24 protein-coding genes, 1 rRNA gene and 1 riboswitch are annotated in these 21561 nt (G+C 45.2%); of the genes, 23 read left to right on the plus strand and 2 right to left on the minus strand.

Annotation, left to right across the window (positions count from 1 at the left end):
• The first annotated feature begins 79 nt into the window (after positions 1 to 79).
• A 5S ribosomal RNA gene (gene rrf, locus MKY23_RS00060) occupies positions 80 to 196 on the plus strand.
• 230 nt (positions 197 to 426) lie between these two features.
• Positions 427 to 867, plus strand: a complete 441-nt coding sequence (locus MKY23_RS00065; protein ID WP_145415441.1) for a hypothetical protein — start codon at positions 427 to 429, stop codon at positions 865 to 867.
• A gap of 291 nt (positions 868 to 1158) precedes the next feature.
• On the opposite strand, the gene MKY23_RS00070 is transcribed toward MKY23_RS00065, so the two are convergent.
• Positions 1159 to 1683 (minus strand): hypothetical protein, encoded by a 525-nt coding sequence (locus MKY23_RS00070; protein WP_090924589.1) that lies wholly within the window; start codon positions 1681 to 1683, stop codon positions 1159 to 1161.
• A 414-nt stretch (positions 1684 to 2097) separates the two neighbouring features.
• Here MKY23_RS00070 and MKY23_RS00075 point away from each other — a divergent pair, with 414 nt between their 5' ends.
• From MKY23_RS00075 to rsmI, 10 genes are all read left to right on the plus strand, one after another.
• Positions 2098 to 2283, plus strand: coding sequence for a sigma factor G inhibitor Gin (locus MKY23_RS00075; protein WP_090924590.1), 186 nt, complete (start codon positions 2098 to 2100; stop codon positions 2281 to 2283).
• A 189-nt stretch (positions 2284 to 2472) separates the two neighbouring features.
• Positions 2473 to 4209, plus strand: a complete 1737-nt coding sequence (locus MKY23_RS00080; protein ID WP_339834344.1) for an aminotransferase class I/II-fold pyridoxal phosphate-dependent enzyme — start codon at positions 2473 to 2475, stop codon at positions 4207 to 4209.
• A gap of 290 nt (positions 4210 to 4499) precedes the next feature.
• Positions 4500 to 5147: a dTMP kinase gene (gene tmk / locus MKY23_RS00085; protein ID WP_090924592.1), complete on the plus strand. Its 648-nt coding sequence runs from the start codon at positions 4500 to 4502 to the stop codon at positions 5145 to 5147.
• A gap of 62 nt (positions 5148 to 5209) precedes the next feature.
• Positions 5210 to 5539: a cyclic-di-AMP receptor gene (locus MKY23_RS00090; protein WP_047914178.1), complete on the plus strand. Its 330-nt coding sequence runs from the start codon at positions 5210 to 5212 to the stop codon at positions 5537 to 5539.
• A 344-nt stretch (positions 5540 to 5883) separates the two neighbouring features.
• Positions 5884 to 6327: a YaaR family protein gene (locus MKY23_RS00095; protein ID WP_090924593.1), complete on the plus strand. Its 444-nt coding sequence runs from the start codon at positions 5884 to 5886 to the stop codon at positions 6325 to 6327.
• Positions 6328 to 6336: 9 nt separating this feature from the next.
• Positions 6337 to 7308 (plus strand): DNA polymerase III subunit delta', encoded by a 972-nt coding sequence (holB, locus tag MKY23_RS00100; RefSeq protein ID WP_090924594.1) that lies wholly within the window; start codon positions 6337 to 6339, stop codon positions 7306 to 7308.
• 114 nt (positions 7309 to 7422) lie between these two features.
• The gene (locus tag MKY23_RS00105; RefSeq protein WP_090924595.1) at positions 7423 to 8223 is read left to right on the plus strand and encodes a stage 0 sporulation family protein; all 801 of its coding nucleotides are present in this window, start codon (positions 7423 to 7425) and stop codon (positions 8221 to 8223) included.
• Positions 8224 to 8251: 28 nt separating this feature from the next.
• On the plus strand, positions 8252 to 8620 hold the full coding sequence (locus MKY23_RS00110; protein ID WP_090924596.1) for a DNA replication initiation control protein YabA: 369 nt from the start codon (positions 8252 to 8254) through the stop codon (positions 8618 to 8620).
• Positions 8621 to 8695: 75 nt separating this feature from the next.
• Positions 8696 to 9475: a tRNA1(Val) (adenine(37)-N6)-methyltransferase gene (locus tag MKY23_RS00115; RefSeq protein WP_339834358.1), complete on the plus strand. Its 780-nt coding sequence runs from the start codon at positions 8696 to 8698 to the stop codon at positions 9473 to 9475.
• Entirely contained in the window at positions 9476 to 10360 is an 885-nt protein-coding gene (rsmI, locus tag MKY23_RS00120) for a 16S rRNA (cytidine(1402)-2'-O)-methyltransferase (protein ID WP_154892097.1), read from the plus strand.
• 234 nt (positions 10361 to 10594) lie between these two features.
• Here rsmI and MKY23_RS00125 read toward each other — a convergent pair whose 3' ends face one another.
• Entirely contained in the window at positions 10595 to 10849 is a 255-nt protein-coding gene (locus MKY23_RS00125; protein WP_017691383.1) for an AbrB/MazE/SpoVT family DNA-binding domain-containing protein, read from the minus strand.
• Positions 10850 to 11177: 328 nt separating this feature from the next.
• On the opposite strand from MKY23_RS00125, the gene MKY23_RS00130 reads away from it, so the two are divergent.
• The 11 genes from MKY23_RS00130 (at position 11178) to spoVG (ending at position 21375) form a co-directional block, all read left to right on the plus strand.
• Complete coding sequence (locus MKY23_RS00130) at positions 11178 to 12455, plus strand: HD domain-containing protein (RefSeq protein WP_090924599.1); 1278 nt, start codon at positions 11178 to 11180, stop codon at positions 12453 to 12455.
• Positions 12456 to 12832: 377 nt separating this feature from the next.
• Positions 12833 to 13600, plus strand: a complete 768-nt coding sequence (locus tag MKY23_RS00135; RefSeq protein ID WP_154985694.1) for a TatD family hydrolase — start codon at positions 12833 to 12835, stop codon at positions 13598 to 13600.
• Positions 13601 to 13841: 241 nt separating this feature from the next.
• Positions 13842 to 14095: riboswitch (cyclic di-AMP (ydaO/yuaA leader) on the plus strand.
• 269 nt (positions 14096 to 14364) lie between these two features.
• Complete coding sequence (locus MKY23_RS00140; protein WP_090924601.1) at positions 14365 to 15549, plus strand: 3D domain-containing protein; 1185 nt, start codon at positions 14365 to 14367, stop codon at positions 15547 to 15549.
• A 155-nt stretch (positions 15550 to 15704) separates the two neighbouring features.
• On the plus strand, positions 15705 to 16250 hold the full coding sequence (rnmV, locus tag MKY23_RS00145; protein ID WP_090924602.1) for a ribonuclease M5: 546 nt from the start codon (positions 15705 to 15707) through the stop codon (positions 16248 to 16250).
• Positions 16251 to 16263: 13 nt separating this feature from the next.
• On the plus strand, positions 16264 to 17157 hold the full coding sequence (gene rsmA / locus MKY23_RS00150) for a 16S rRNA (adenine(1518)-N(6)/adenine(1519)-N(6))-dimethyltransferase RsmA (RefSeq protein ID WP_154892106.1): 894 nt from the start codon (positions 16264 to 16266) through the stop codon (positions 17155 to 17157).
• Positions 17158 to 17214: 57 nt separating this feature from the next.
• Entirely contained in the window at positions 17215 to 18111 is an 897-nt protein-coding gene (gene yabG, locus MKY23_RS00155; protein ID WP_090924604.1) for a sporulation peptidase YabG, read from the plus strand.
• A gap of 198 nt (positions 18112 to 18309) precedes the next feature.
• On the plus strand, positions 18310 to 18585 hold the full coding sequence (locus tag MKY23_RS00160) for a Veg family protein (RefSeq protein WP_090924605.1): 276 nt from the start codon (positions 18310 to 18312) through the stop codon (positions 18583 to 18585).
• A gap of 212 nt (positions 18586 to 18797) precedes the next feature.
• Positions 18798 to 18974 (plus strand): small, acid-soluble spore protein, alpha/beta type, encoded by a 177-nt coding sequence (locus MKY23_RS00165; protein ID WP_090924606.1) that lies wholly within the window; start codon positions 18798 to 18800, stop codon positions 18972 to 18974.
• A 148-nt stretch (positions 18975 to 19122) separates the two neighbouring features.
• Positions 19123 to 19977, plus strand: a complete 855-nt coding sequence (gene ispE / locus MKY23_RS00170; RefSeq protein ID WP_154892105.1) for a 4-(cytidine 5'-diphospho)-2-C-methyl-D-erythritol kinase — start codon at positions 19123 to 19125, stop codon at positions 19975 to 19977.
• Between the two features lie 97 nt (positions 19978 to 20074).
• Entirely contained in the window at positions 20075 to 20902 is an 828-nt protein-coding gene (gene purR / locus MKY23_RS00175) for a pur operon repressor (protein ID WP_090924607.1), read from the plus strand.
• Positions 20903 to 21090: 188 nt separating this feature from the next.
• Positions 21091 to 21375, plus strand: coding sequence for a septation regulator SpoVG (gene spoVG, locus MKY23_RS00180; protein WP_017691372.1), 285 nt, complete (start codon positions 21091 to 21093; stop codon positions 21373 to 21375).
• Positions 21376 to 21561: the final 186 nt, after the last annotated feature.

Here is a 21561-nt window from a genome sequence, read left to right on the forward strand (position 1 = left end):
GTACGTTTCGTTTCGAATCTAGTTTTCAGAGAACAACACTCTGATTGATATGGAAGAAGCTATGCTTCGACCAATCGCGTTTGGTGGCGATGGCGGAGGGGTTCCACACGTACCCATCCCGAACACGACCGTTAAGCCCTCTAGCGCCGATGGTACTTGGACCGCAGGGTCCTGGGAGAGTAGGACGCCGCCAAGCAAAGAACCACTGCCGATGATGTTCGGTGGTGGTTTTTATTTTGTTCATTTATATGAAAGTATAAAAGATAGCTCCTATCAAAGCGTAAAGCTCTGACAGCTTCGTTATGGGAAGGTAACATTTTTGTTACGGATGGCAGGGATAAAACCAGTATAATAGGACTATGTTAAATATGCTAAAAGTACCTGACCGAAGAGCTGGATTGTGTAGCTGTGAAAAGGAGGGTGTGTGTGTTAAGTTGGCGGAGAGTTGGACTCCACTCGCTTCTGTTGCTTTGTCTGGCCATTGTTCTTGCTGGATGCGGTGAAGCTTCAGGATCTGTATGGATCTCATATGAAGGTGCAGTTAACGAAAAGAGTTTCCCTGTACCCAAAGTAGCAAATAAATCTGACCAGTCCGAAAACAATTCGGATATGGATTATGTTCGATATACGTTGTCTGGAATCAGTGAAAGCACAAGTTTGCCTGAGGTATATCTTAACGAGATTAAAAGTTGGGGTTGGACAGAAAGGCAAGCAAAGCGTTCATCGAATGCTTCAAGTAACGTTCATGTTTTCTCAAAGGATGGCCATATTGTACAGTTGGCTGTGCATGATGGTTCGTTTACTCTAATGGTTCCCAGAAATGAAACGACCCAGACGACAGTAAAGTCACTGGAAGAAGAGAACTAACGTATTGTTTGAAAGCGTACGAGTTAACATTGTGATGTTCTTATAAAGTGAAGTTCTCATCAATAGCGATGAGGGCTTTTTTTGTGTCTACAAGTTGAAGATTCCAGTACATGCGAACTTCGTTAAATATAAGTTACATTGAAGGCTAGAGTGAGTTAGCGGAGCTGAGTAATCATTCAAAATGGATAAGGATGAACACACTTATATTTGTGGATAGAAGAGAGAAGAGAATAAAAAGGTTATCCACTGTGGATAACCTTTTTGGAGAAGGACAACGAATAGAACTATTTTTCACTGCAAGTAATAAGAGACATCCTGATCATTTAATTTAATAAGACCATCTTTACGTCCACGAGATAGAATGAGTATTACGTATAGGCGTGGTCCAAGCAACCACAGATGCCAGAATATAAGGGAAAGCGTAAAGGAGACTGGAGACCATAGCATGCACACAGTAATGATACACAATCCAATCCAGCTCATATTCAGATGAACTCGGACAAACATGCGGTAACTAAAGTGCTGATCTGGTATATAGCCAAACCAAGGCATACGCAGGTTCCAGTGCCAACGCTTGGCATACGAGGTGCGAACGAGTAACAATATAGTTCTGGCAATGACATAATGGATCCAGACGGTAATCGGCCCTGCCAGTAAAAAGAAGAAGAGGCCGTTCCAGGAGAAGGCAAGCAGATTAAAGATGAGCATGATAACAGGTAGACACAGGTAGCTGTATATAACGCTACGAGCGATAGCTTTTTTTTTCAGAAGGCGATACTGATAAAAGGTTGCCTTATTCTCCGGTTCGGCGATCATACGATTTTAAATCCTCCTTCAAATTTACGAGTACGTGATAGATTGGTGTATACATATGTATGGAGAGAGATAAAGGTGTTGATGAAATAATTAGTGTTGCAGATAGGACTTTGTTATCGTTATCATATCTTATTTATCGGCTGAGTTTCCAAGTTTTTTTAAGGTTATTATATCGTAGTTTGAATCAGTTTGAATCTGCATGGAGAAATCCCTTGTTGTTTCATGGAAGCGGGAGAGGTTGCAGGTCAAGAATAAACGTGACTTGGGACAGTACTATGTATATTTTCTGTACAGACACCTATTAAGGGATAGGCGAATATATATATTTTATAGAAAGAAAGCACTATGAAAATGTTTAAAATAATAGAAACTGTGCAATACTGATAGTAAACGTAAAACAAGGTGGGATGGTTCATGGAAGAACATGCCGAACACACATGTATCATTTGCGAGCAACGGAAGAGAGAAGGCATTTTTATTGTATCTGAATTCATATGTGATGCTTGTGAAGCAGAGATGGTTCACACCGATGCGCAGGATGCGAAGTATAACTTTTTTATTCATCAGATGAAACAGATTTGGGTGCAAAAGAACGCTTAAAGGACGTTATATGCTTCACTGTGAAGTTAGAAATTTATATGATCAATATGAATGATTATATAGGGGCCCGAGAGGCCTTTTTTTGTTGGAGAGGGGATTACCTTGTCTGACTTGTGCAGAAAGCGTATGCTGAAATAAAGAGTGGAGATTTATGTTTTACGAAAATAACAGTTACAGGATGGATATCTTATGAATGAATATAATACATCAGGTGTAGGAAAAAAAAGGGCTCCTCTATATGAAGCACTGCTTGCATATCGTGATTCGAAGCAGCGTTCATATCATGTGCCAGGACATAAAAATGGACAAGTCTATTACCAATGGATGCAACAATTCAATACAGTTGAAGATGTTCAAAAAAAAGAGATAGGAGATATTATAGAAACCGGTAAAGAGGGAGAGCAGATCTCTGTTGTTGCAGATTACTCCTTGAAGGATACAGATCAATCCAGACATGTTGTACCCGTGCGTGCTTATCTGGACATGATGGAGATGGATGTTACGGAGATTACGGGTACGGATGATCTTCACCATCCTGAGGGAGTGATCAAGGAAGCACAGGACTTGGCGGCGGATTGTTTCGGTGCAGAGGAAAGTTTTTTTCTAGTTGGAGGAAGTACAGCAGGCAACCTGTCTTTATTACTAACGATCTGTGATGAGCCAGGTAGTATTGTGCTGGTGCAGCGTAACGTACATAAATCGGTTATTCATGGACTGATGTTAGCTGGCGCAAGGGCAGTATTTCTGGAGCCGTGGGTTGACCCTGAATCTGGACTTGCTGTCATGCCGTCTATTGAGACGATCCAGGCTGCTGTCCAGAGGTATCCTGAGGCAAAGGGTGTATTCGTCACGTTGCCAAATTATTATGGCATGGGTGCGGATCTGACACCCATTGCCGAGGTTTGCCACGAGGCAGGCATGCCACTACTCGTGGATGAAGCGCATGGCGCCCATTATGGGCAGCATCCGGAGCTGCCTGTGTCTGCACTGTCCTGCGGAGCGGACGGTGTAGTGCAGTCGACGCATAAGATGCTGGCCGCATTCACCATGGGAGCCATGTTGCACATTCAGGGGCCGAGATTGAATCGGCCCCTGCTTCGGCAACGTCTGGCCATGGTGCAAAGCTCAAGCCCATCCTACCCGGTGATGGCTTCGCTTGATCTATCGCGCCGGCTATTGCATGTGCACGGCGCCGATGCCTTCACGGCAGGGCTTGCCGCCGTGAAAGCATTGAAGCGCGGCCTCGCGGAGCTACCGCGCTTCCAGTTGTTGCAGCCTGCAGATTCGCTGCAACAGGAGCCGGCCTACGGCAATGAAAATCCGGCGGCGCTGCCTGGCCGCCAAGGATACACCGCTCAGGACCCATTCAAGGTCGTCATATATGACGACACAGGGGTACTGAGCGGTTATGGGCTGCAGCAACAGCTGGAAGCTTGCGGCTGCGTGCCAGAGATGAGCGACGAACGGTACGTCGTCCTGCTCTTCAGTCTTGGCTCCACATTGCAGGATGCGGAGCATGTGTTACAGGCTTTACGGCATATTAACATTGCCTACAAGCTAGAGCATTCACTGGAGTCAACTGCGCCTGTTAGGACGGCTTCTCAAACTCAGACTGATCCTCCAATCTATGTTTCCACGTGGAACAATATAGAAGATCGTGAACGCTTATCAGAGCCTGTTGCTTTCTCCCTGCAACCGATAATAGAGAGGGATACGATCGTAGTTCCAATCGAAGACTGCGCAGGATATCGGTCGGCGGAGATGGTTATTCCATATCCTCCAGGTATTCCACTGGTGTATCCCGGCGAGCGAATAAGTTCAAAGATTGCTGAGCGAATTCGAATTCTACGCGATGGAGGAGCCAAATTTCAGGGGATCTCAGATCATATGTATCAGAAAATAAAAGTCATGAAGCCTGAGTCATAGAAAAAGTAATCTTGCAGCTCCCAGCGAGCAGTGCCCTGCTTCATGACAAGGGGGGTCTTGAAACTAAGTCGTATGGTTGAAAAAGGACTAACGTTTCATGTTGGAGGAAAAGCTACCTTATAGTATGATAGAAAGAAAAACTAGCTTGTATTATTTTTGAGTTATTAAATGCAGTTGTTTAACTATACACCTCTGGGCGAAGGAAATCATATCTTGAAGCAAGAGGGTCTAGGCACATGCATAATAGCCATGAATGGATGCAGCAATGAATACAGAAAGCAGGGAAGCATATGCAGGGCAGAGGTAAATTCATTACGCTGGAAGGAGGAGAGGGATCGGGGAAAACAACGATGATCGGCAGGATCGGTTCGTATTTTGAAAAACGGGGTATACCCTACGTAGTCACAAGAGAGCCTGGCGGAATTGAGATTGCAGAAAAAATACGTAGTATCATCCTCGATCCTCTTCATACGGCGATGGATGCACGAACCGAAGCACTGCTCTATGCTGCCGCACGCAGTCAGCATCTGGCGGAGAAGGTAGAGCCTGCACTGGAAGCTGGCAAAACCGTGATTTGTGATCGGTTTGTAGACAGCAGTCTTGCTTATCAAGGGTATGCGCGCGGCCTCGGAATTGAGAATGTATGGGCAATTAATCGTTTTGCTATTGGAGATCTGATGCCGGACATGACACTTTACCTGGACATTGAGCCAGAACAGGGGCTTGGCCGAATTGAAGCTCATGATGGTCGTGAAGTGAATCGTCTTGATCTGGAGAACCTGGAATTCCATCGCAAAGTACGTGAAGCTTACTTCTTGCTTCAGAAACAGTTTCCGGAGCGTATCCAAGTTATTGATGCTTCACAGACCCCGGATGAGGTAGAGAAAGCGATGATTTTGTCGCTAGAAGCCGGGATTTTGAAGGATTTTGACGAGTAATTGTCTAATATATAGACAGGGCATGCTGTTAGAAGTGCTTATTATAAAGGAGGTTATGCAGGATGAAACTGATTGTTGCGATTATACAGGATAAAGACAGCAACCGATTATCCAGTGCATTGGTCAAAGCGAATTTTCGGGCAACCAAGCTTGCCAGTACCGGTGGATTTTTGAAGGCAGGCAACACGACGTTTATGATCGGTGTCGATGATAGTCAAGTCGAATCCGTTATGAATGTCATTCGCAGCAGCTGTAAGGTTCGTGAACAGCTCGTAACTCCGGTTACACCGATGAGCGGAACGACCGACTCTTACCTGCCGCTGCCTGTTGAGGTCCAAGTTGGTGGAGCAACTGTATTTGTTCTTCCAGTAGATCGTTTCGAGCATTTCTAATCCGGTTTCGCAGATGAACTCCATGAGTGTTTTTCATTTATCGATAGCATGACTGCATCTTGCATGATGATAACGAAGGATGTATCCGGTATGCATACGTGCCACTTATGGAGCGCCCTTCTTGATAACAAGAACCGGCACACTCTCTCCCAAAGGAGACTTTATTCCGAAATAATATGCTTCTTCTGGGAGAGGCGACTTAGAATACAATCGTAGATAAGACTATCTTTCTACCATTATATATACAGTGTATCTCAACCTATAAGGCCCATCTTACGCACAGGCGCAATGCGCTCTGTGCTGATGTGCGATTGGCCTAACGATGATAGAAAGCAGGCGTGTCCATGAAAATCAATCCTGGATTCAGACCGCTACAGACTGGAATCAATACGAATGATTCAGGCTCAAAGCCGGTTCAATCCAAAAACTTCTCTGATATGATGAATCACCAGGGAGAACGTGCTTCCCAAGCAGAGCTCAACCGCCGATTAAGCGAAATCCAGCTTCAGGGTGATCGTTTGGCTCGATCCATGACGATTCGTGAACTGAAAGCATATAAACAGCTTGTCAAAAGATTTCTGGAAGAGACGGTCCGCCGTGGTGTATCTATGAAAGAGACAAGGGGTTGGGATCGCCGGGGCAGGGGTAAACGATATAAGCTTATTGATGAGATTGACTCTGCTCTGTTATCTATGGCAGATGAATTACTGGATACAGAAGAGGGGAAAATCTCTCTTTTGCAACAAGTAGGAGAAATTCGGGGAATGCTTATTAATTTAAGCTTCTGAGGAGGAAGTATGTCCTTTCAACAGATTATGGGTCAGCAGGCAGCCAAGCAATTGTTACAGAGCAGTTTGAGACGTCAGGCCATCAGTCATGCATATTTGTTTAGCGGTCCATCTGGAAGTGGGCAGTTACAGACAGCAATGGCGTTTGCCAAGGCAATCTTCTGCACAGAGCTTGAGGATGACGCTTGCGGGCAATGTCTTGAATGCCGCAAAGTAGAACATGGAAACCATCCAGACCTGACGATGCTTGCACCGGATGGAAATAACATTAAAATAGATCAGATTCGGGATTTGCAACGCATTTTCTCTTACCGTTCAGAGGCGGGGCATCCCAAAGTATATATTATAGAGCAAGCTGAGAAAATGACGGTTCAAGCGGCAAACAGCTTGTTGAAGTTTCTGGAGGAACCTCAAGTTCCGGCGGTTGGAATTCTGATTACAGATAATGGACAAGCCATGTTACCTACCATTCGCTCACGTTCTCAGATGGTGCCGTTCAGTGCACTGAATCCGGAGGAAATGCTTCAATCGTTGATCGAGGAAGGTTATCCTGCGAATCTTGCACGGTCTGCCGTCCATTTAGCGTCAGGATTGGAAGCATGTAGAGAAATTCTCCAGCAGAATTGGTTTGCAGAAATTAGAAACGTAATGTTACAATTAGGGAAGGAGTCCCTGGGCAGAGGAAGTACATCTTTGATCTCGGCACAGCAGAAGCTTTTCAAAACAGGACTCTCGGAACACCTGGACATGCTGCTTAGTTTGTTCCATTTGTGGTTTAGGGACATGCTGTATGTTCAGTATGGTAGGCATGAACATATCGTTTTTATAGATCAGTTAGACATGCTGTCTCAGTTGGCACATACCCGCAGCACAGAGCAGTGGGTCTCCTATATGGATTTGGCCGCGGCATGCAGAAAAAAATTGCGTTTTAATGTCAATGGCCAGCTTTGTCTGGAGCAATTTTTGATCGGTTTGGCATAAGAGTGGAGGATCGCGTGAGTTCCAATCCTATGCAAACGGTTATAACTTCGGCGGGTTCCCTAAGAAGTCAGGGCTTCAGACGAAGTGGGGTTGGCTTACAAGGGGGTTAATTTTTTGTACAGTGTAGTGGGTGTCCGTTTCAAAAAGGCGGGCAAAATTTATTACTTCGATCCCCTGGACCTTCCCATTGAGAAAGAAAACTGCGTGATCGTGGAAACGGCGCGAGGGGTTGAGTATGGTAAGGTTGTCGTGGGCAAGAAGGAAGTGGGCGAGGCTGATGTGGTTTTGCCGCTCAAAAAGGTTATCCGCGTTGCAGGCGATACAGATGCCCGTGTGGTGGATGAGAACAAGCGTGCAGCCAAAGAAGCATTCGGCACTTGTTTAAATAAAATCAGAGACCATGGCCTCAAAATGAAGCTGGTCGATGTAGAATTCACGTTTGATCGCAATAAAATTATTTTTTATTTTACAGCAGAGGGCAGAGTCGATTTCCGCGAGCTGGTCAAGGACCTGGCAAGCATCTTCCGGACACGAATTGAACTGAGACAGATTGGTGTTCGCGACGAAGCAAAAATGCTTGGTGGAATAGGGCCTTGCGGCCGTGTATTGTGTTGCTCCTCTTGGCTGGGAGATTTTGAGCCTGTGTCTATCAAGATGGCTAAAGATCAGAGCCTGTCACTGAATCCGACGAAAATTTCAGGGTTGTGCGGAAGACTTATGTGCTGTCTGAAATTTGAGCATGATAATTACGAGAGCGTGAGAGAAGAATTGCCAGCTGTAGGCAAACTGGTCGTCACCTCAATGGGTGAAGGCAAAGTTGTCGGAATTAATGCCGGTAACCGCACGGTGCATGTTCAACTGTTCGACATCAGTAAAGTCAAAGAACTTCCGCTGGATGACGTCGTTATCAAGTAAACCATAAAGGTTGCTTCGGGGTGGAAACTTGGAAAAGAAAAATCTGTTTACGCACATTCATGAAATGGAAACCCAAATGGGTCAGTTGCACGGTGATTTAGCAGAATTAAAAATGATTGTGAAAGAGTTGCTGGAAGATAATCAGCGGCTTACCATCGAAAATGAGCAGTTACGCAAACTGCTTAAGCGTGAAGCGCCAGCAGATCTGCCGATCTCATCTGCTCTTGCTCCTGTCGCAAGACCTGCGGGTCCAGCTCCAGGTGAAGATGTAGTGGGCGAGGGTTATGACAACCTGGCTCGGCTGTATCATGAAGGATTCCATATCTGCAATGTCTATTATGGACACTTGCGGACGGAAGGCGATTGTCTGTTCTGCCTGTCTTTTTTGAATAAATGAAGTGACCGTAGGGATTCCCTACGGTTTTTTTTCAAGGTTATAAACGTTTAACGTACCGGAGGATGAGAGTACCCTATGACAGACCAAGAAGTAATTTTAAAGGAATCGGAGCGGGTCGATGATCTGCTTTCTCATAATTTGCGAATTATTCAAAGTGATGAAGTATTCAGTTTTTCTATGGATGCTGTATTGCTGGCCCGATTTGCTTCTGTGCCGAAACGAGGACGTGTTCTGGATTTGTGCACAGGAAATGGGGTCGTGCCTATATTACTGACAACACGTACACAAGCAAGCCTGGAAGGCATTGAGATCCAGCCCAGATTGGCCGATATGGCACGCCGGAGTGTGCAGCTGAATGAATTGGGTGAGTCCATCCATATTCGTGAGGGAGATTTGCGCGAATTGGTTAAAGAAACAGGACATGCAGTATATGATGCCATTACGGTGAATCCCCCGTACATGCCGCTGAATGGAAGTGACCTCAAGATGAACACCCATCAGGCTATGGCACGTCACGAAATCGGATGTACCCTTGAGGAAGTCATCCAGGCATGCAGTCGTCTTGTGCGTAATGGTGGCAAAGTATCCATGGTTCATAGACCGCAACGCCTCGGTGAGATCATATCATTAATGCGTGAATACAAGCTGGAACCCAAACGTATTCGTATGGTGCACCCGCGTGCTCATCTGGAAGCGAACATGGTGTTAATTGAAGCGATGAAAGATGGCAAGCCGGAGGTACGCATGTTGCCGCCACTTATTGTTTACAATGAACAGGGAAGCTACTGTAATGAGATTATGGAGATCTACTATGGTCAGCAGGATGTTGAACGCTCGAAGGAAGGAGGAAACTAGATGTCTTTACAAGTGCAGAAAAGCTTTAATGAGCAGGCCGAACATGCAGGTAAGTTATATCTGGTTGGGACACCGATTGGAAACTTGGAGGATATGACCTTCCGGGCCATCAAGACGTTACAGGCCTGCGATATTATAGCCGCTGAAGATACTCGTCAGACGCGAAAGTTGCTCACTCATTTTGAGATTACACCTTCAATGTTGTTCAGCTATCATGAGCACAATAAGGGGGCAAGTGGCCCTGAACTGATACGCTATATAATAGAAGGAAAAAATTTGGCACTGGTAAGCGATGCCGGTTTACCGGCTATTTCTGACCCAGGTTCTGATCTGGTAAAGCTTGCAATTGAAGCCGGAATTACGGTTATACCGATTCCTGGTCCGAATGCAGCATTATCCGCACTGATCGTATCCGGATTACCTACGGAAAGGTTTACCTTTGGTGGTTTTTTGCCACGAGAGAAAAAGGACATACGTAAGGTGCTGGAAGCTTTCAATGAGTCCAATGGTACGTTGCTTTTCTATGAGTCCCCTCACCGGATTCGTAAAACGTTAATGCATCTGGAGGAAATTTTGGGCGAACGTTCCATTGTACTGGCTCGTGAGTTGACCAAACGGCATGAGGAATTTGTTAGAGGTAGTCTGAAGGAATGCATAGAGTGGCTCGAAGAGCACCCGCCTCTAGGTGAATATTGTTTGTTGGTTGAAGGAATCAGGGAAGAGGAACGTAAGGCTGAACGGGAAGCTTGGTGGCAGGTTTTGTCGCTGGAAGAACACGTGGAACACTATGAAAATGAAGGAAACAGTCGTAAAGATGCGATGAAAAAAACAGCAGTAGATCGAGGTTTGGCAAAACGGGACGTATATAATGCGTTAATTGGGTAGTCTAAAACTTCAAAAATACCAAATTTAGTTGTAATTACCTTAAAGAGAGATTAAAACCAAGCTTAATATAACCTTAAAATGTAAAAAGAGCAGCACACCAAAATGTGAAAGATATGTGTCTGCTCTTAAAGTTAGAAAAAAACCTTCCAAGGTGATATTACACCAGGAAGGCGATAAGGAAATATAAAAAGGTTAGAATTAACGATTTGAATAATTCCAGTATACTTGTTTTTCTTATTTTGCTACAGGTGCAGGGATTTCAGAAATACATTCGTTACAAACGATTTTACCTTTGAAGTAAGTTACGTTCTCAGCGTTACCACAGAAGATACAAGCTGGCTCGTATTTTTTGAGCATGATGCGCTCACCATCAACGTAGATTTCCAAAGCATCTTTTTCGCCAATACCGAGTGTACGACGCAATTCGATTGGAATAACTACCCGTCCCAGTTCATCCACTTTTCTTACAATACCTGTTGATTTCATCATTATAATCAGTGCTCCTCTCAGCTAACTATCATTGTCATTATTCGACATTATTTTATGTTTTATGATACCCATCATACCAACGATTCCCAAAACAGTCAACCTTAAAATTAGCTTAAAATAAAGGGTGTTTTTCTTAAGTTTGCTGGTGGTAAGGGATTGGAAGCAATTTTTCGTATTTAAACATCCATGTCAGCTTTGTCGATTTGGAAAACGACAAAAGTGCTTTATTCGACAAAATTCGTCATTATATGTCGAATTGTTGGTGAAAATTGAAGCTGGACGCGCTATTCTTTATGGCAAGAGAACAATTTATAAGGAGTGAATCGAAATGGAACATCGTCTGACGGAAGAAAAAGTATTTAAAGATCCGGTACATAATTATATTCATGTGCAAGAACCGATTATATGGCAATTGATCAATACACCTGAATTTCAGAGGCTACGCCGCATTCGTCAATTAGGGACATCTTATCTTACTTTTCACGGGGCAGAGCACAGTCGGTTCTCCCATTCGTTAGGTGTATACGAAATTACCCGAAAAATCATCTCTCAGTTTGAACGTAGCCACTATTCGGACTGGCCCAAGGAAGAAAAGCTGGTGACGTTGTGCGCCGCCTTACTTCATGATCTCGGACATGGACCATTCTCTCATTCAATTGAAGAGGCTTTTGACATGAATCATGAGGATTGGACATGCCGCATTATCAAGGGTGATACCGAAGTAGGGGCGATTCTAAGACGGTATGCTCCTGATTTTGATGAAAAAGTGGCTTCCGTTATCCAGAAGACGTATGATAAACCGATTGTCGTGAACCTGGTAACCAGTCCGCTTGATGCAGACCGAATGGATTACTTGCTCAGGGACGCCTACTTTACAGGAGTAAATTATGGCACGATCGACTTGGATCGTATTCTGCGCATGCTGCGTCCATTTCATGGACGAATTGTAGTTAAAGAGTCTGGTATGCATGCTGTGGAAGACTATCTGATGTCACGATACCAGATGTATTGGCAGATTTACTTCCATCCTGTGACGCGTAGCTCCGAGATTATATTGCGACAAATCTTTAAGCGGGCAAAAGAACTTGTGAAGCAAGGCTTTCCATTCCGTTTCATGGTAGAGCCACTGCCCAAACTGTTTGAAGGAGAAATTTCAGTTCATGAATATCTGCAGCTTGATGAATCGTTAATTCAAACAGCCTTTATGCAGTGGCGTAAGGAGGACGATTCTGTTCTAAGTGAGTTGTGCGAACGTTTTATGGATCGCAGGTTATATAAATATGTGGAACTTGAACAGATCGACTTGGACATCATTGAAGAGATTCGGGAAGCTTTTGTACAAGCAGGATTGAATCCCGAGTACGATCTTGAAATTGATTTTCCGACGGATAATCCGTATGATGTGTTTCGTCCAGATCAATCCACAGATAAGCAAATTCTTCTGCTCGATCGGCAGGACAAGTTGCATGAGCTGTCAGAAGTTTCTGATATTGTTCGTTCCATCAGTGGACTTCATCTGGGCAAACATCATCTGTACTATCCGCAAAACAAGGTGGATGCCATCCTTCATGAATTACCGTCCCATATACGCCCCTATTTTCTATAAGCTTGAGTCGATGCAGCAGGGTGAAACATTTTGATATCAAAAGACTTTCTAAGAGAGCTATTTTACATGATACAGTAATCTGCTTTAATGGGGAGGATGTGTAGATCGACATAATTTTGTAATTCGAGTGAGTAATTATACAGTTTCTAACGCCTTTTCTTGCAAGATGTTGATTTGACTTTTTATTTTCCTTCTATATATAGTAGCTTGAGTGCTAAAACTGAAAATACTGAAATTGATGCTTGTCCCAATCATTTAATGATGCAAAAAAATAAATTTGAAATTCAAACGCAAGAATTCCTGTACAAGAATAAGAGGAGTTCCCATGAAAAAATCATCGGCATTTGACTTTCGACATGAAGGGAGAACGAGAAAGCATGTTATTCGACACACATACTCATCTGGATGCACCACAATTCGACGAAGACCGAGAGGACATGATTAAACGGGCAGTTCAGGCCGGAGTTACTCGCATGATTAATATCGGCTTTAATCGGGAGACGATTCCAACGACAATGAAACTGACCGAAACGTATGATTTTATCCACGCAGCTGTAGGCTGGCACCCGGTGGATGCCATTACGATGCAAGAGGGAGATCTCGAATGGATTGCATCATTGTGCAAACATGAGAAAGTGGTAGCAATTGGCGAAATCGGTCTAGACTATCATTGGGACACTTCCCCTAAGGAGGTACAGCACCGCGTATTACGACAACAAATTGCATTGGCACGTGAATTGAGTATGCCTATTGTCATCCATAATCGGGATGCTCATGAGGATATTGTGCGTATTTTACGTGAGGAGAAGGCTGGTGAGGTTGGAGGTGTGATGCATTCTTTCTCCGGTAGCTGGGAAACGGCGAAAATGTGTCTGGATTTAGGGTTCCATCTGTCCTTCGGAGGACCGGTCACTTTCAAAAATGCCAAGCAACCGAAAGAGGTGCTCGCCAAGGTTCCGATGGATCGATTTTTCTTAGAAACGGACTCCCCGTATCTTACACCTCATCCTTATCGTGGAAAACGAAATGAGACAGCGCATGTACGTCTGGTTGCTGAAGCAGCTGCGGAAATTAAAGGCATTTCGGTAGAGGAAATTGCTGCAATTACCACCAAAAATGCCATGGAACGATTTGGGATTCAATAAGAAAACGAGTAAATCGGGTGAAAAAGGGAGATAGAGAGAGGTAATTTGCTCTTTGTTTCGAATAATTGCAGAATATTACAATATTTTAACCAAATATTTAGAAAAACGTACTTGATCCGCGCTTTACAACATGCATCAAAACAGGATATCATCTTTTCAGTGAATTGTTGCGCGGAAAATTGGACAGATGTTCGGGGGATGAACAAAGGGACACTTTCCGATGAGACAACATTACTTTCATGAATCAATCTCGCTGAGTCTCCGTTAACGGAGAGCGGGGGAACCAATAGGGCTTAAACATCGGTGATTCTAGCCGGTGCGCATCGTTCGCTGACCCAAAAGCAGCGGAATGTTCTGCGAAGCCGTATTTGATTTCTTCTTTGGGTCTCGGGGTGAATTCAAGGGCGTCCGCCATGAGCGGGTGACCTAAGATAGGGCGGCTCTCTTTCGCCCGAACCCGACAGCTAACCTCGCAAGCGGAAAAAGAGAGGCAACCTCGTGCATGAATTTCCGATATTCAAAATCATTCGGAAGCCACGAAAGGGTCTCTTACACTCTTTCTTTGGCTTTTTTTGTTTTGAATAAAAGAAATATTGTCATCATACGGTATGTATTCAGGAGGATGACATCATGTTGCGAAGAGGGGTTCATGGTGCAGAACCGGTCATTATCTCTGATCTGTGTTCTGTAGAAAAATTGTTATAGTCGCGTCAAAGACATCATGCATTACTTTAGACGGCGAGGCTATGAAGGAGGACGGAGAAGTGGGCATATTCCAACCAGAAGAGACCCATGAGTCACGATCATCCAGTAAGTCTTTCGCGTTGCGGTGGAAGCATGAGAACTTGCGTCAAATGGCATTGATCGCGATATTCTCAATTGCGCTTGCAATCATGATCTTGTTAGTCGTTTACGGTCAGGCCGGGAAGCAGGTTTCACTGGTTATTGACGGCAAAGCTCAAGTGGTAGAGACTCGTACAGGAATGCTTCAGGAAATGCTGGAGGAGCAGTCAATCACAGTCAGCCCTCACGACAAGGTATCCATGCCCATGAATGGGGCGATTACCGACGGAGACCGAATCGTTATTGAGCGGGCCGTTCCAGTTAAAATCACGGCAGACGGAGACACCAAGACTCTTTATACAACCGATTCATCGGTACAGGGTGTAATTCAGCAATCAGGTATTCAAGTTGAAGATCATGATAAAGTGTATCCAGCGCTCGGAACCGCAATTAAAGCGGATATGAAGATTCGTGTAGTGCGTGTAACAAAGCATACAGTGGATGTGAAACAACCGATTGCTTACAAGGTTGTGAAAACGGCAGACCCAAGTTTGTTCCAAGGGGATAACCGTGTTGTAGTGAAAGGCAAGGAAGGCACAATTGTGCAACATATCGAAAAGGTATTTCAAGATGGAGAACTCGTCTCCAAAAAAGTGGTAGGTAAAACGGTCGCCACCAATCGTGTAGATAAAGTGATTGCGGTAGGTACGAAGGCTAAGCCGGTTGTGAAGGAACCTGAGGTTCAATTGGTATCTGCCAAAACTTCAACGACCAAAAAAGCTGTAACAACGAACTCGAAGAAAACATCTGCCTCGGGCAGCAAGGTGATTACGGTCTCCGGGAATTCTTTTAAATACTCTAAAGTTTTGAAAAATGTATCGATGACAGCCTACTCTTCTGAAGAGCCGGGTATTGGTACAAAAACAGCTTCCGGTACTCGTGTAACGGAGGGGCGCACCATTGCAGTTGATCCCAAGGTCATTCCAATCGGCTGGTGGGTATACATTGAGGGCCTCGGCTTCCGTCGTGCGGAAGATACAGGCGGCGCTATTAAAGGCAACAAAATTGACGTTTATTACGACAGTGTGAAGCACGCCCTGAATTTCGGACGTAAAAAAGGCAAAACGGTCTATGTGATTGGTCCAGTTAAGCCGGAAGCGAACTAAAATCGTTTTACTTTGAAATGGGAATGCTATAAAATAGTTGCATGAATGATTCATGCGGAATATGCGGCGGAGGGGTCTGAATTCAGTCTCCTCCGCCGTTTGGCAGAGAAGAGGATATTCCTCTTCTTTTTGCGTTAGAAAGGAAGAAAAGGAACATGATAAAAGAAGTGATTGTTGTGGAGGGTCGTGACGACACGGTAGCGATTCGTCGGGCGGTCGAAGCGGATACGATTGAAACCGGAGGCTCTGCCATTAATCAGCGTATTCTGAAGCGAATTGCACTTGCTCAAGAGAGACGTGGCGTCATTATCCTGACGGATCCGGATCATGCGGGAGAGCGTATCCGTAAAATTATTGCCAATAAGGTTCCTGGTTGCAAACATGCCTTCATACCAGAAGCGGATGCAACGCGTAAAGGAGATATCGGAGTAGAGAATGCTTCACCGGAAGCAATTCGTCATGCACTTGCTCGCGTACACACATCCTATGAGGGCGCACCTAGTCTAATCGATTGGGAGGACCTCATTGAAGCAGGATTGATTATACACCCACAAGCAGCCGCACGACGTATGGAGATGGGTAATCTGCTTGGTATCGGGTATTGTAACGGCAAGCAGTTCCATAAACGGCTGAGTGTATTTCAGATTACAAGAGAAGAGTTCTCCACTGCATTAGCGCAAATCGAACGTGAAGGAATGTGAGCATATGAAGGATATGGAGCAAACCATTGAAATAGCAACACCCAAACGTACCAAAGAAATTATTCAAAAGCATGGATTCTCTTTCAAAAAAAGTCTGGGTCAGAACTTCTTGATCGATCAAAATATTTTGAACAAAATCGTAGGCGCGGCTGATTTGGACGAGTCCAAGGGAGCGCTGGAGATTGGTCCGGGTATCGGAGCACTTACAGAGCGTCTTGCGCGTATAGCGGGTCCTGTTACAGCGGTTGAGATTGACCAACGCCTGTTACCGATTCTTGGAGAAGTGATGGAACCCTACCCTAACGTGCGCGTTCACCATGGAGATGTACTCAAGCTGGATTTGGCAGAACTATTTGCCACGGACTTTGCCTCCGTTGATAAGGTAAGTGTAGTAGCGAACTTGCCCTATTATGTAACGACTCCAATCATGATGAAGCTTTTGGAGGAAAAGTTGCCAGTGGATAGCATTGTGGTCATGATACAGAAGGAAGTAGCTGAACGCATGGCGGCTGCACCAGGTTCCAAAGATTATGGTAGCCTAAGCATTGCCGTGCAGTATTACAGTATGCCAGAACTGGTCTGTGTGGTGCCGCCTACGGTATTTATCCCACAGCCTAATGTAGAGTCGGCGGTAATTAAACTGAAGGTGCGTGAGCACCCACCAGTACAGGTTCCGAACGAAGCACACTATTTCGAGGTAGTACAGGCTTCTTTTGCCCAGCGGAGAAAAACAATCTCCAATAATCTCAAAGCTCGTTTCTTCACCAAGGAGAACAGAGAACAGGCAGACATCCTGTTAGAGCAGGCAGGTATTCAACCTTCACGGCGTGGTGAGACATTGAGTCTACAGGAGTATGCAACTCTTAGCACCGTAATGTGGGAAGCTGGGGTTCGCGGCGAGCTTTAATTTCAATGAACCAATCCGGGTCTCTGCCCATACGATGGGGTAGAGGTGATAATGGTGATGAATATCGGAGACTTGGTCGTTCGGAAGTCATACGGCGGCGATGTGACTTTCCGGGTAGAAGGACTCCAGTCGGACGCTGCGGTCATTAAAGGGACTGAGTTCCGGTTGCTGGCAGACTCCCCGGTGAACGATTTGATACAGGTTCCTTATGAACCACAGAGCGCTAAAACACGCCAGGCACATATTAAAGCTCATCAGACGCTCTCACGCTTGCAGCAGAATCGCATGGAGCAGGCTGAGCGTAATCGGGAAGGCCTGATGCAAGAATGGACTGCACAGCAAGAACCCGCCTATTTTGAAATGCCAGGTAAGGTACTGCATTTGGATGGCGACCCGAATTATCTGAAGAAAAGTATGAATCTGTATGAACAGCTTCGTGTTCCTGCAGAAGGGCAGTATGTACATGAGTCAGCGATGGCTGATACGTTATATCGTCTGCTACCCAAAGTTCGTCCGGATATCGTTGTGATCACGGGTCATGATGGTGTGTTAAAGACACGTCAGCCCTATGACCTCTACAGTCTGGGGAGCTATAAAAATTCACAAAACTTTGTCTCGGCTATTCAGGTTGCAAGGCAATACGAGCGCCATTTGGATGCGCTGACGATTATTGCAGGAGCATGCCAGTCTCACTTTGAAGCACTGCTGCGTGCGGGTGCGAACTTTGCTAGTTCGCCAGGGCGAATTCTCATTCATGCACTTGATCCGGTCTACGTGGCTGCTAAGGCTTCCTTCACGTCTGTTCGTGATACCTTGAACATGAATGATATACTGCATAACACGATTAGCGGCATCCAAGGTGTAGGCGGTGTGGAAACGAAGGGAAGTTACCGGGTAGGATTGCCGGGACTTAATGATCTGTCTACGCTAAAAGTGAATCCATCCGCAGTATGATTTATTCATGTGGCAGTACAATAATGAAGTCATGTGAAGTTCACATTGCGATTCGAAAAAGGCCCTTAAAAGGGCTTTTTTATTTTGCGAAAAAATTCATTGACAACGACTTTTTAGTGCTGATATAATATTTAGCTTTGATTTGACAATGACTGTAAAATACAGTATAATGGACAAGAAAAGAGGTGGACGTCCACAATGGCTAAAAATACGCTGTTGGATATCAAACGCAATCTCGATGCACATATTGGTCAGAAAATCACGCTGCGGGCTAATGGTGGCCGCCGTAAGACGATTGAGCGTACGGGTGTATTGGAAGAAACGTACCCTTCTGTTTTTATTGTAAAGCTTGATGAGGAACAAGAAACCTTCAAGCGAGTATCATACAGCTATGCGGATATACTTACGGAGTCTGTGGAAGTCATGGTCTTTGACCCGGGCAGTGAGACTAGCTCTTACAACATGGAAACGTAAGCATTGGTTTACGGGCGATTCACCTATAGGTGGGTCGCTTTTTTGTATGCAGGAATGACTATGGAATGCAGGCGGCATACTATGTGGACAGGTCCTGGGAAAGCTCTCTGTTAAGACGGGGATGTTAAACCAGGACTTGGGGCTTGGGGATGAACAATCCCGAATTGAAGGGACTCATTGTGTCTTGAATAAGATCTGGAGGAGGATGGTTCATGAGTCGGAGAAGAAGAAGTGTCATGTCGGAGGAACTGAAGTACGAGCTGGCGAAGGATCTGGGCTTCTATGATACCGTTCAGCAGGAAGGCTGGGGCGGAATTAAAGCCAAGGATGCCGGTAACATGGTGAAACGAGCGATTCAAATGGCTGAGCAAGCAGCGCGTAAATCATAATCAGGTTCATCCAGATTGGAGAGCGGGGCAATTCTCAGGAATCACCCCGCTTTTTCCCCATAGATGTGGAATACAAATGACTTGACAGCCCCATTTTGATATAATATGTTAAGTTGTCTTAGGGAAAAGGTGAGGACGGGTGAACGTCTTGAAAATTTACGAAAAAGCGCCTGCTAAAATTAATTTGATGTTGGATGTTCTACATAAAAGAAGTGATGGATTTCATGAAGTTGAAATGATCATGACGATGGTTGATCTGGCTGATCGACTGGAGATGTCGGAACTTCCTCGAGATACAATTGTCATCTCAAGCCAAGCGGGTTATATTCCGCTGGATGAGAAGAATCTCGCCTTTCAGGCGGCAAGACTAATTAAAGAACGTTACAACGTGCGTACAGGGGTCCACATTCATCTGGATAAAAAAATTCCGGTAGCTGCTGGCCTTGCCGGCGGTAGCAGTGATGCAGCTGCAACGTTGCGTGGATTAAACCGTCTATGGCGGCTGAATATACCGGATCAGGAGTTGCAAGAGCTGGGTGCAGAACTGGGCTCGGATGTTCCGTTCTGTATTACAGGCGGCACTGCACTGGCAACAGGGCGGGGGGAGAAGTTAACCCCGATTCCTAATCCGCCTCAATGCTGGGTTATTTTAGCCAAACCTCCAATCAATGTGTCCACAGCAGATGTATATGGACGATTCCGAAGTGACAAGATTGTTCGGCATCCAAGTGCATCCCGAATGGAGCAGGCGATTCGCAGCCAATCCTTTACAGAGGTGTGTAGTCAGCTGGGCAATGTGCTGGAGGATGTGACGCTCAAGCTGTATCCGGAAGTGCAACATCTCAAAGATGCGATGATTCGTCTTGGAGCAGACGGAGTGTTGATGTCTGGCAGTGGACCAACGGTATTTGGACTTGTGTCCAAAGAAGCCAAAGTTGCACGTATTTATAACGGACTTCGGGGGTTCTGCAAAGAGGTATACGCTGTACGGTTGTTAACGTAAATTTACTATTTATAATGTACAAACACGTATAAAGGTGCTATATTTTTAAATAATTATTCGGATTTGGATGTTTCCGTGATCGTGAGGATGGATCTCTGTGAAGAAGTTAAAACGAAGCGCAAGGCTGGTTGAAATGACGCAATACTTATTATCCAGACCACATACGGTGATTCCGCTCACCACATTTGCCGAACGTTATGGTGCTGCCAAGTCGTCCATTAGCGAGGACCTGGCTATTATCAAGGAAGTGTTTGAAGAAGGTGGGTCGGGAGAACTGCATACGCTGGCAGGAGCTGCTGGTGGGGTGAAGTGGATTCCGAAAGTATCGGAAGAACATGCTCTTGCTTTTGCTGAGCGGCTGTCTACACAGCTTGCGCAGCCGGATCGGATTTTACCGGGAGGGTATCTGTATATGTCAGATCTTCTTGGACAGCCGGCCCTGATGAATGAAGCGGGCAAAATCTTTGCAACGGCTTTTGGCGATATGAATATTGATGTAGTCATGACGGTGGAAACCAAAGGCATCCCGCTAGCTTATGCGACTGGAGCCCAGCTTAACCTTCCTGTTGTACTCGTTCGCAGGGACCATCAGGCTACGGAAGGATCGGCCGTAAGTATTAATTATGTATCGGGATCGCACAAAAGTCTGCATACCATGTCCCTATCTCGCCGGGCGATGAAAGAGCATTCCCGTGTACTTATCGTGGATGATTTCATGAAAGCCGGAGGTACCGTTCAAGGCATGATTGATCTGCTTGCAGAGTTCAATGCAACGGTGGCGGGAGTTGGCGTGTTGGTGGAATCGGGTTCGGTAGATTCAGAGGAGCGTCTGCTGACGGATTATGTATCTCTCGCGAAGCTGACAGCGGTTGATGCCAAGAGCAGACACATTTCTGTCTCGCCGGGTAACTATTTCGACCTGTAGAATAATGACGAATTACATGTCGGGAAAGGTTCTTTTCCATCGACCTGGCACTAACGTTGTCGAATTGTGTATTAAATAAAAAAATTCCTGAAATTAGGATATTTTTATGGTCGTGAAAAGAAGGAGTTCGTATAGGCTGTGTGGAATTATACACCAAGTTCTGATGGAAAAAGGTGGTGAACACACACATGCAAATTACGGATGTCAGACTCCGCCGCGTTAACTCGGAAGGGAGAATGAAAGCTATCGCATCCATTACCATCGATAACGAATTCGTCGTTCATGACATTCGTGTCATCGATGGTAACAACGGAATGTTTGTTGCAATGCCGAGCAAGCGGACTCCTGACGGAGAGTTCCGTGATATCGCCCACCCGATCTCTTCTGGTACGCGTGAGAAGATTCAGGCAGCAGTATTAACTGAGTACGATCGTGCAGCTACTGAGGAAGAAGTCATTGAAGAAGGTGCCTGAGAACATTATTGGGGTTCGAAGGAAAAGAGAGCCATGTCTTATGGCTCTCTTTTCTTTTTGATCGGAATAAGATATATTCAGTATTGAGTTTATTCAAAAGAGAACCGGAGCGCATCCTGCGTTCGGTAGCAGAGCGGCATCTTAGGAATCGTTGGGATTCAGTTAAGCTCGCAGGTACACGGCGTT

It is taken from the genome of Paenibacillus sp. FSL R7-0272 (assembly GCF_037969905.1).
Lineage (GTDB): Bacteria > Bacillota > Bacilli > Paenibacillales > Paenibacillaceae > Paenibacillus > Paenibacillus polysaccharolyticus.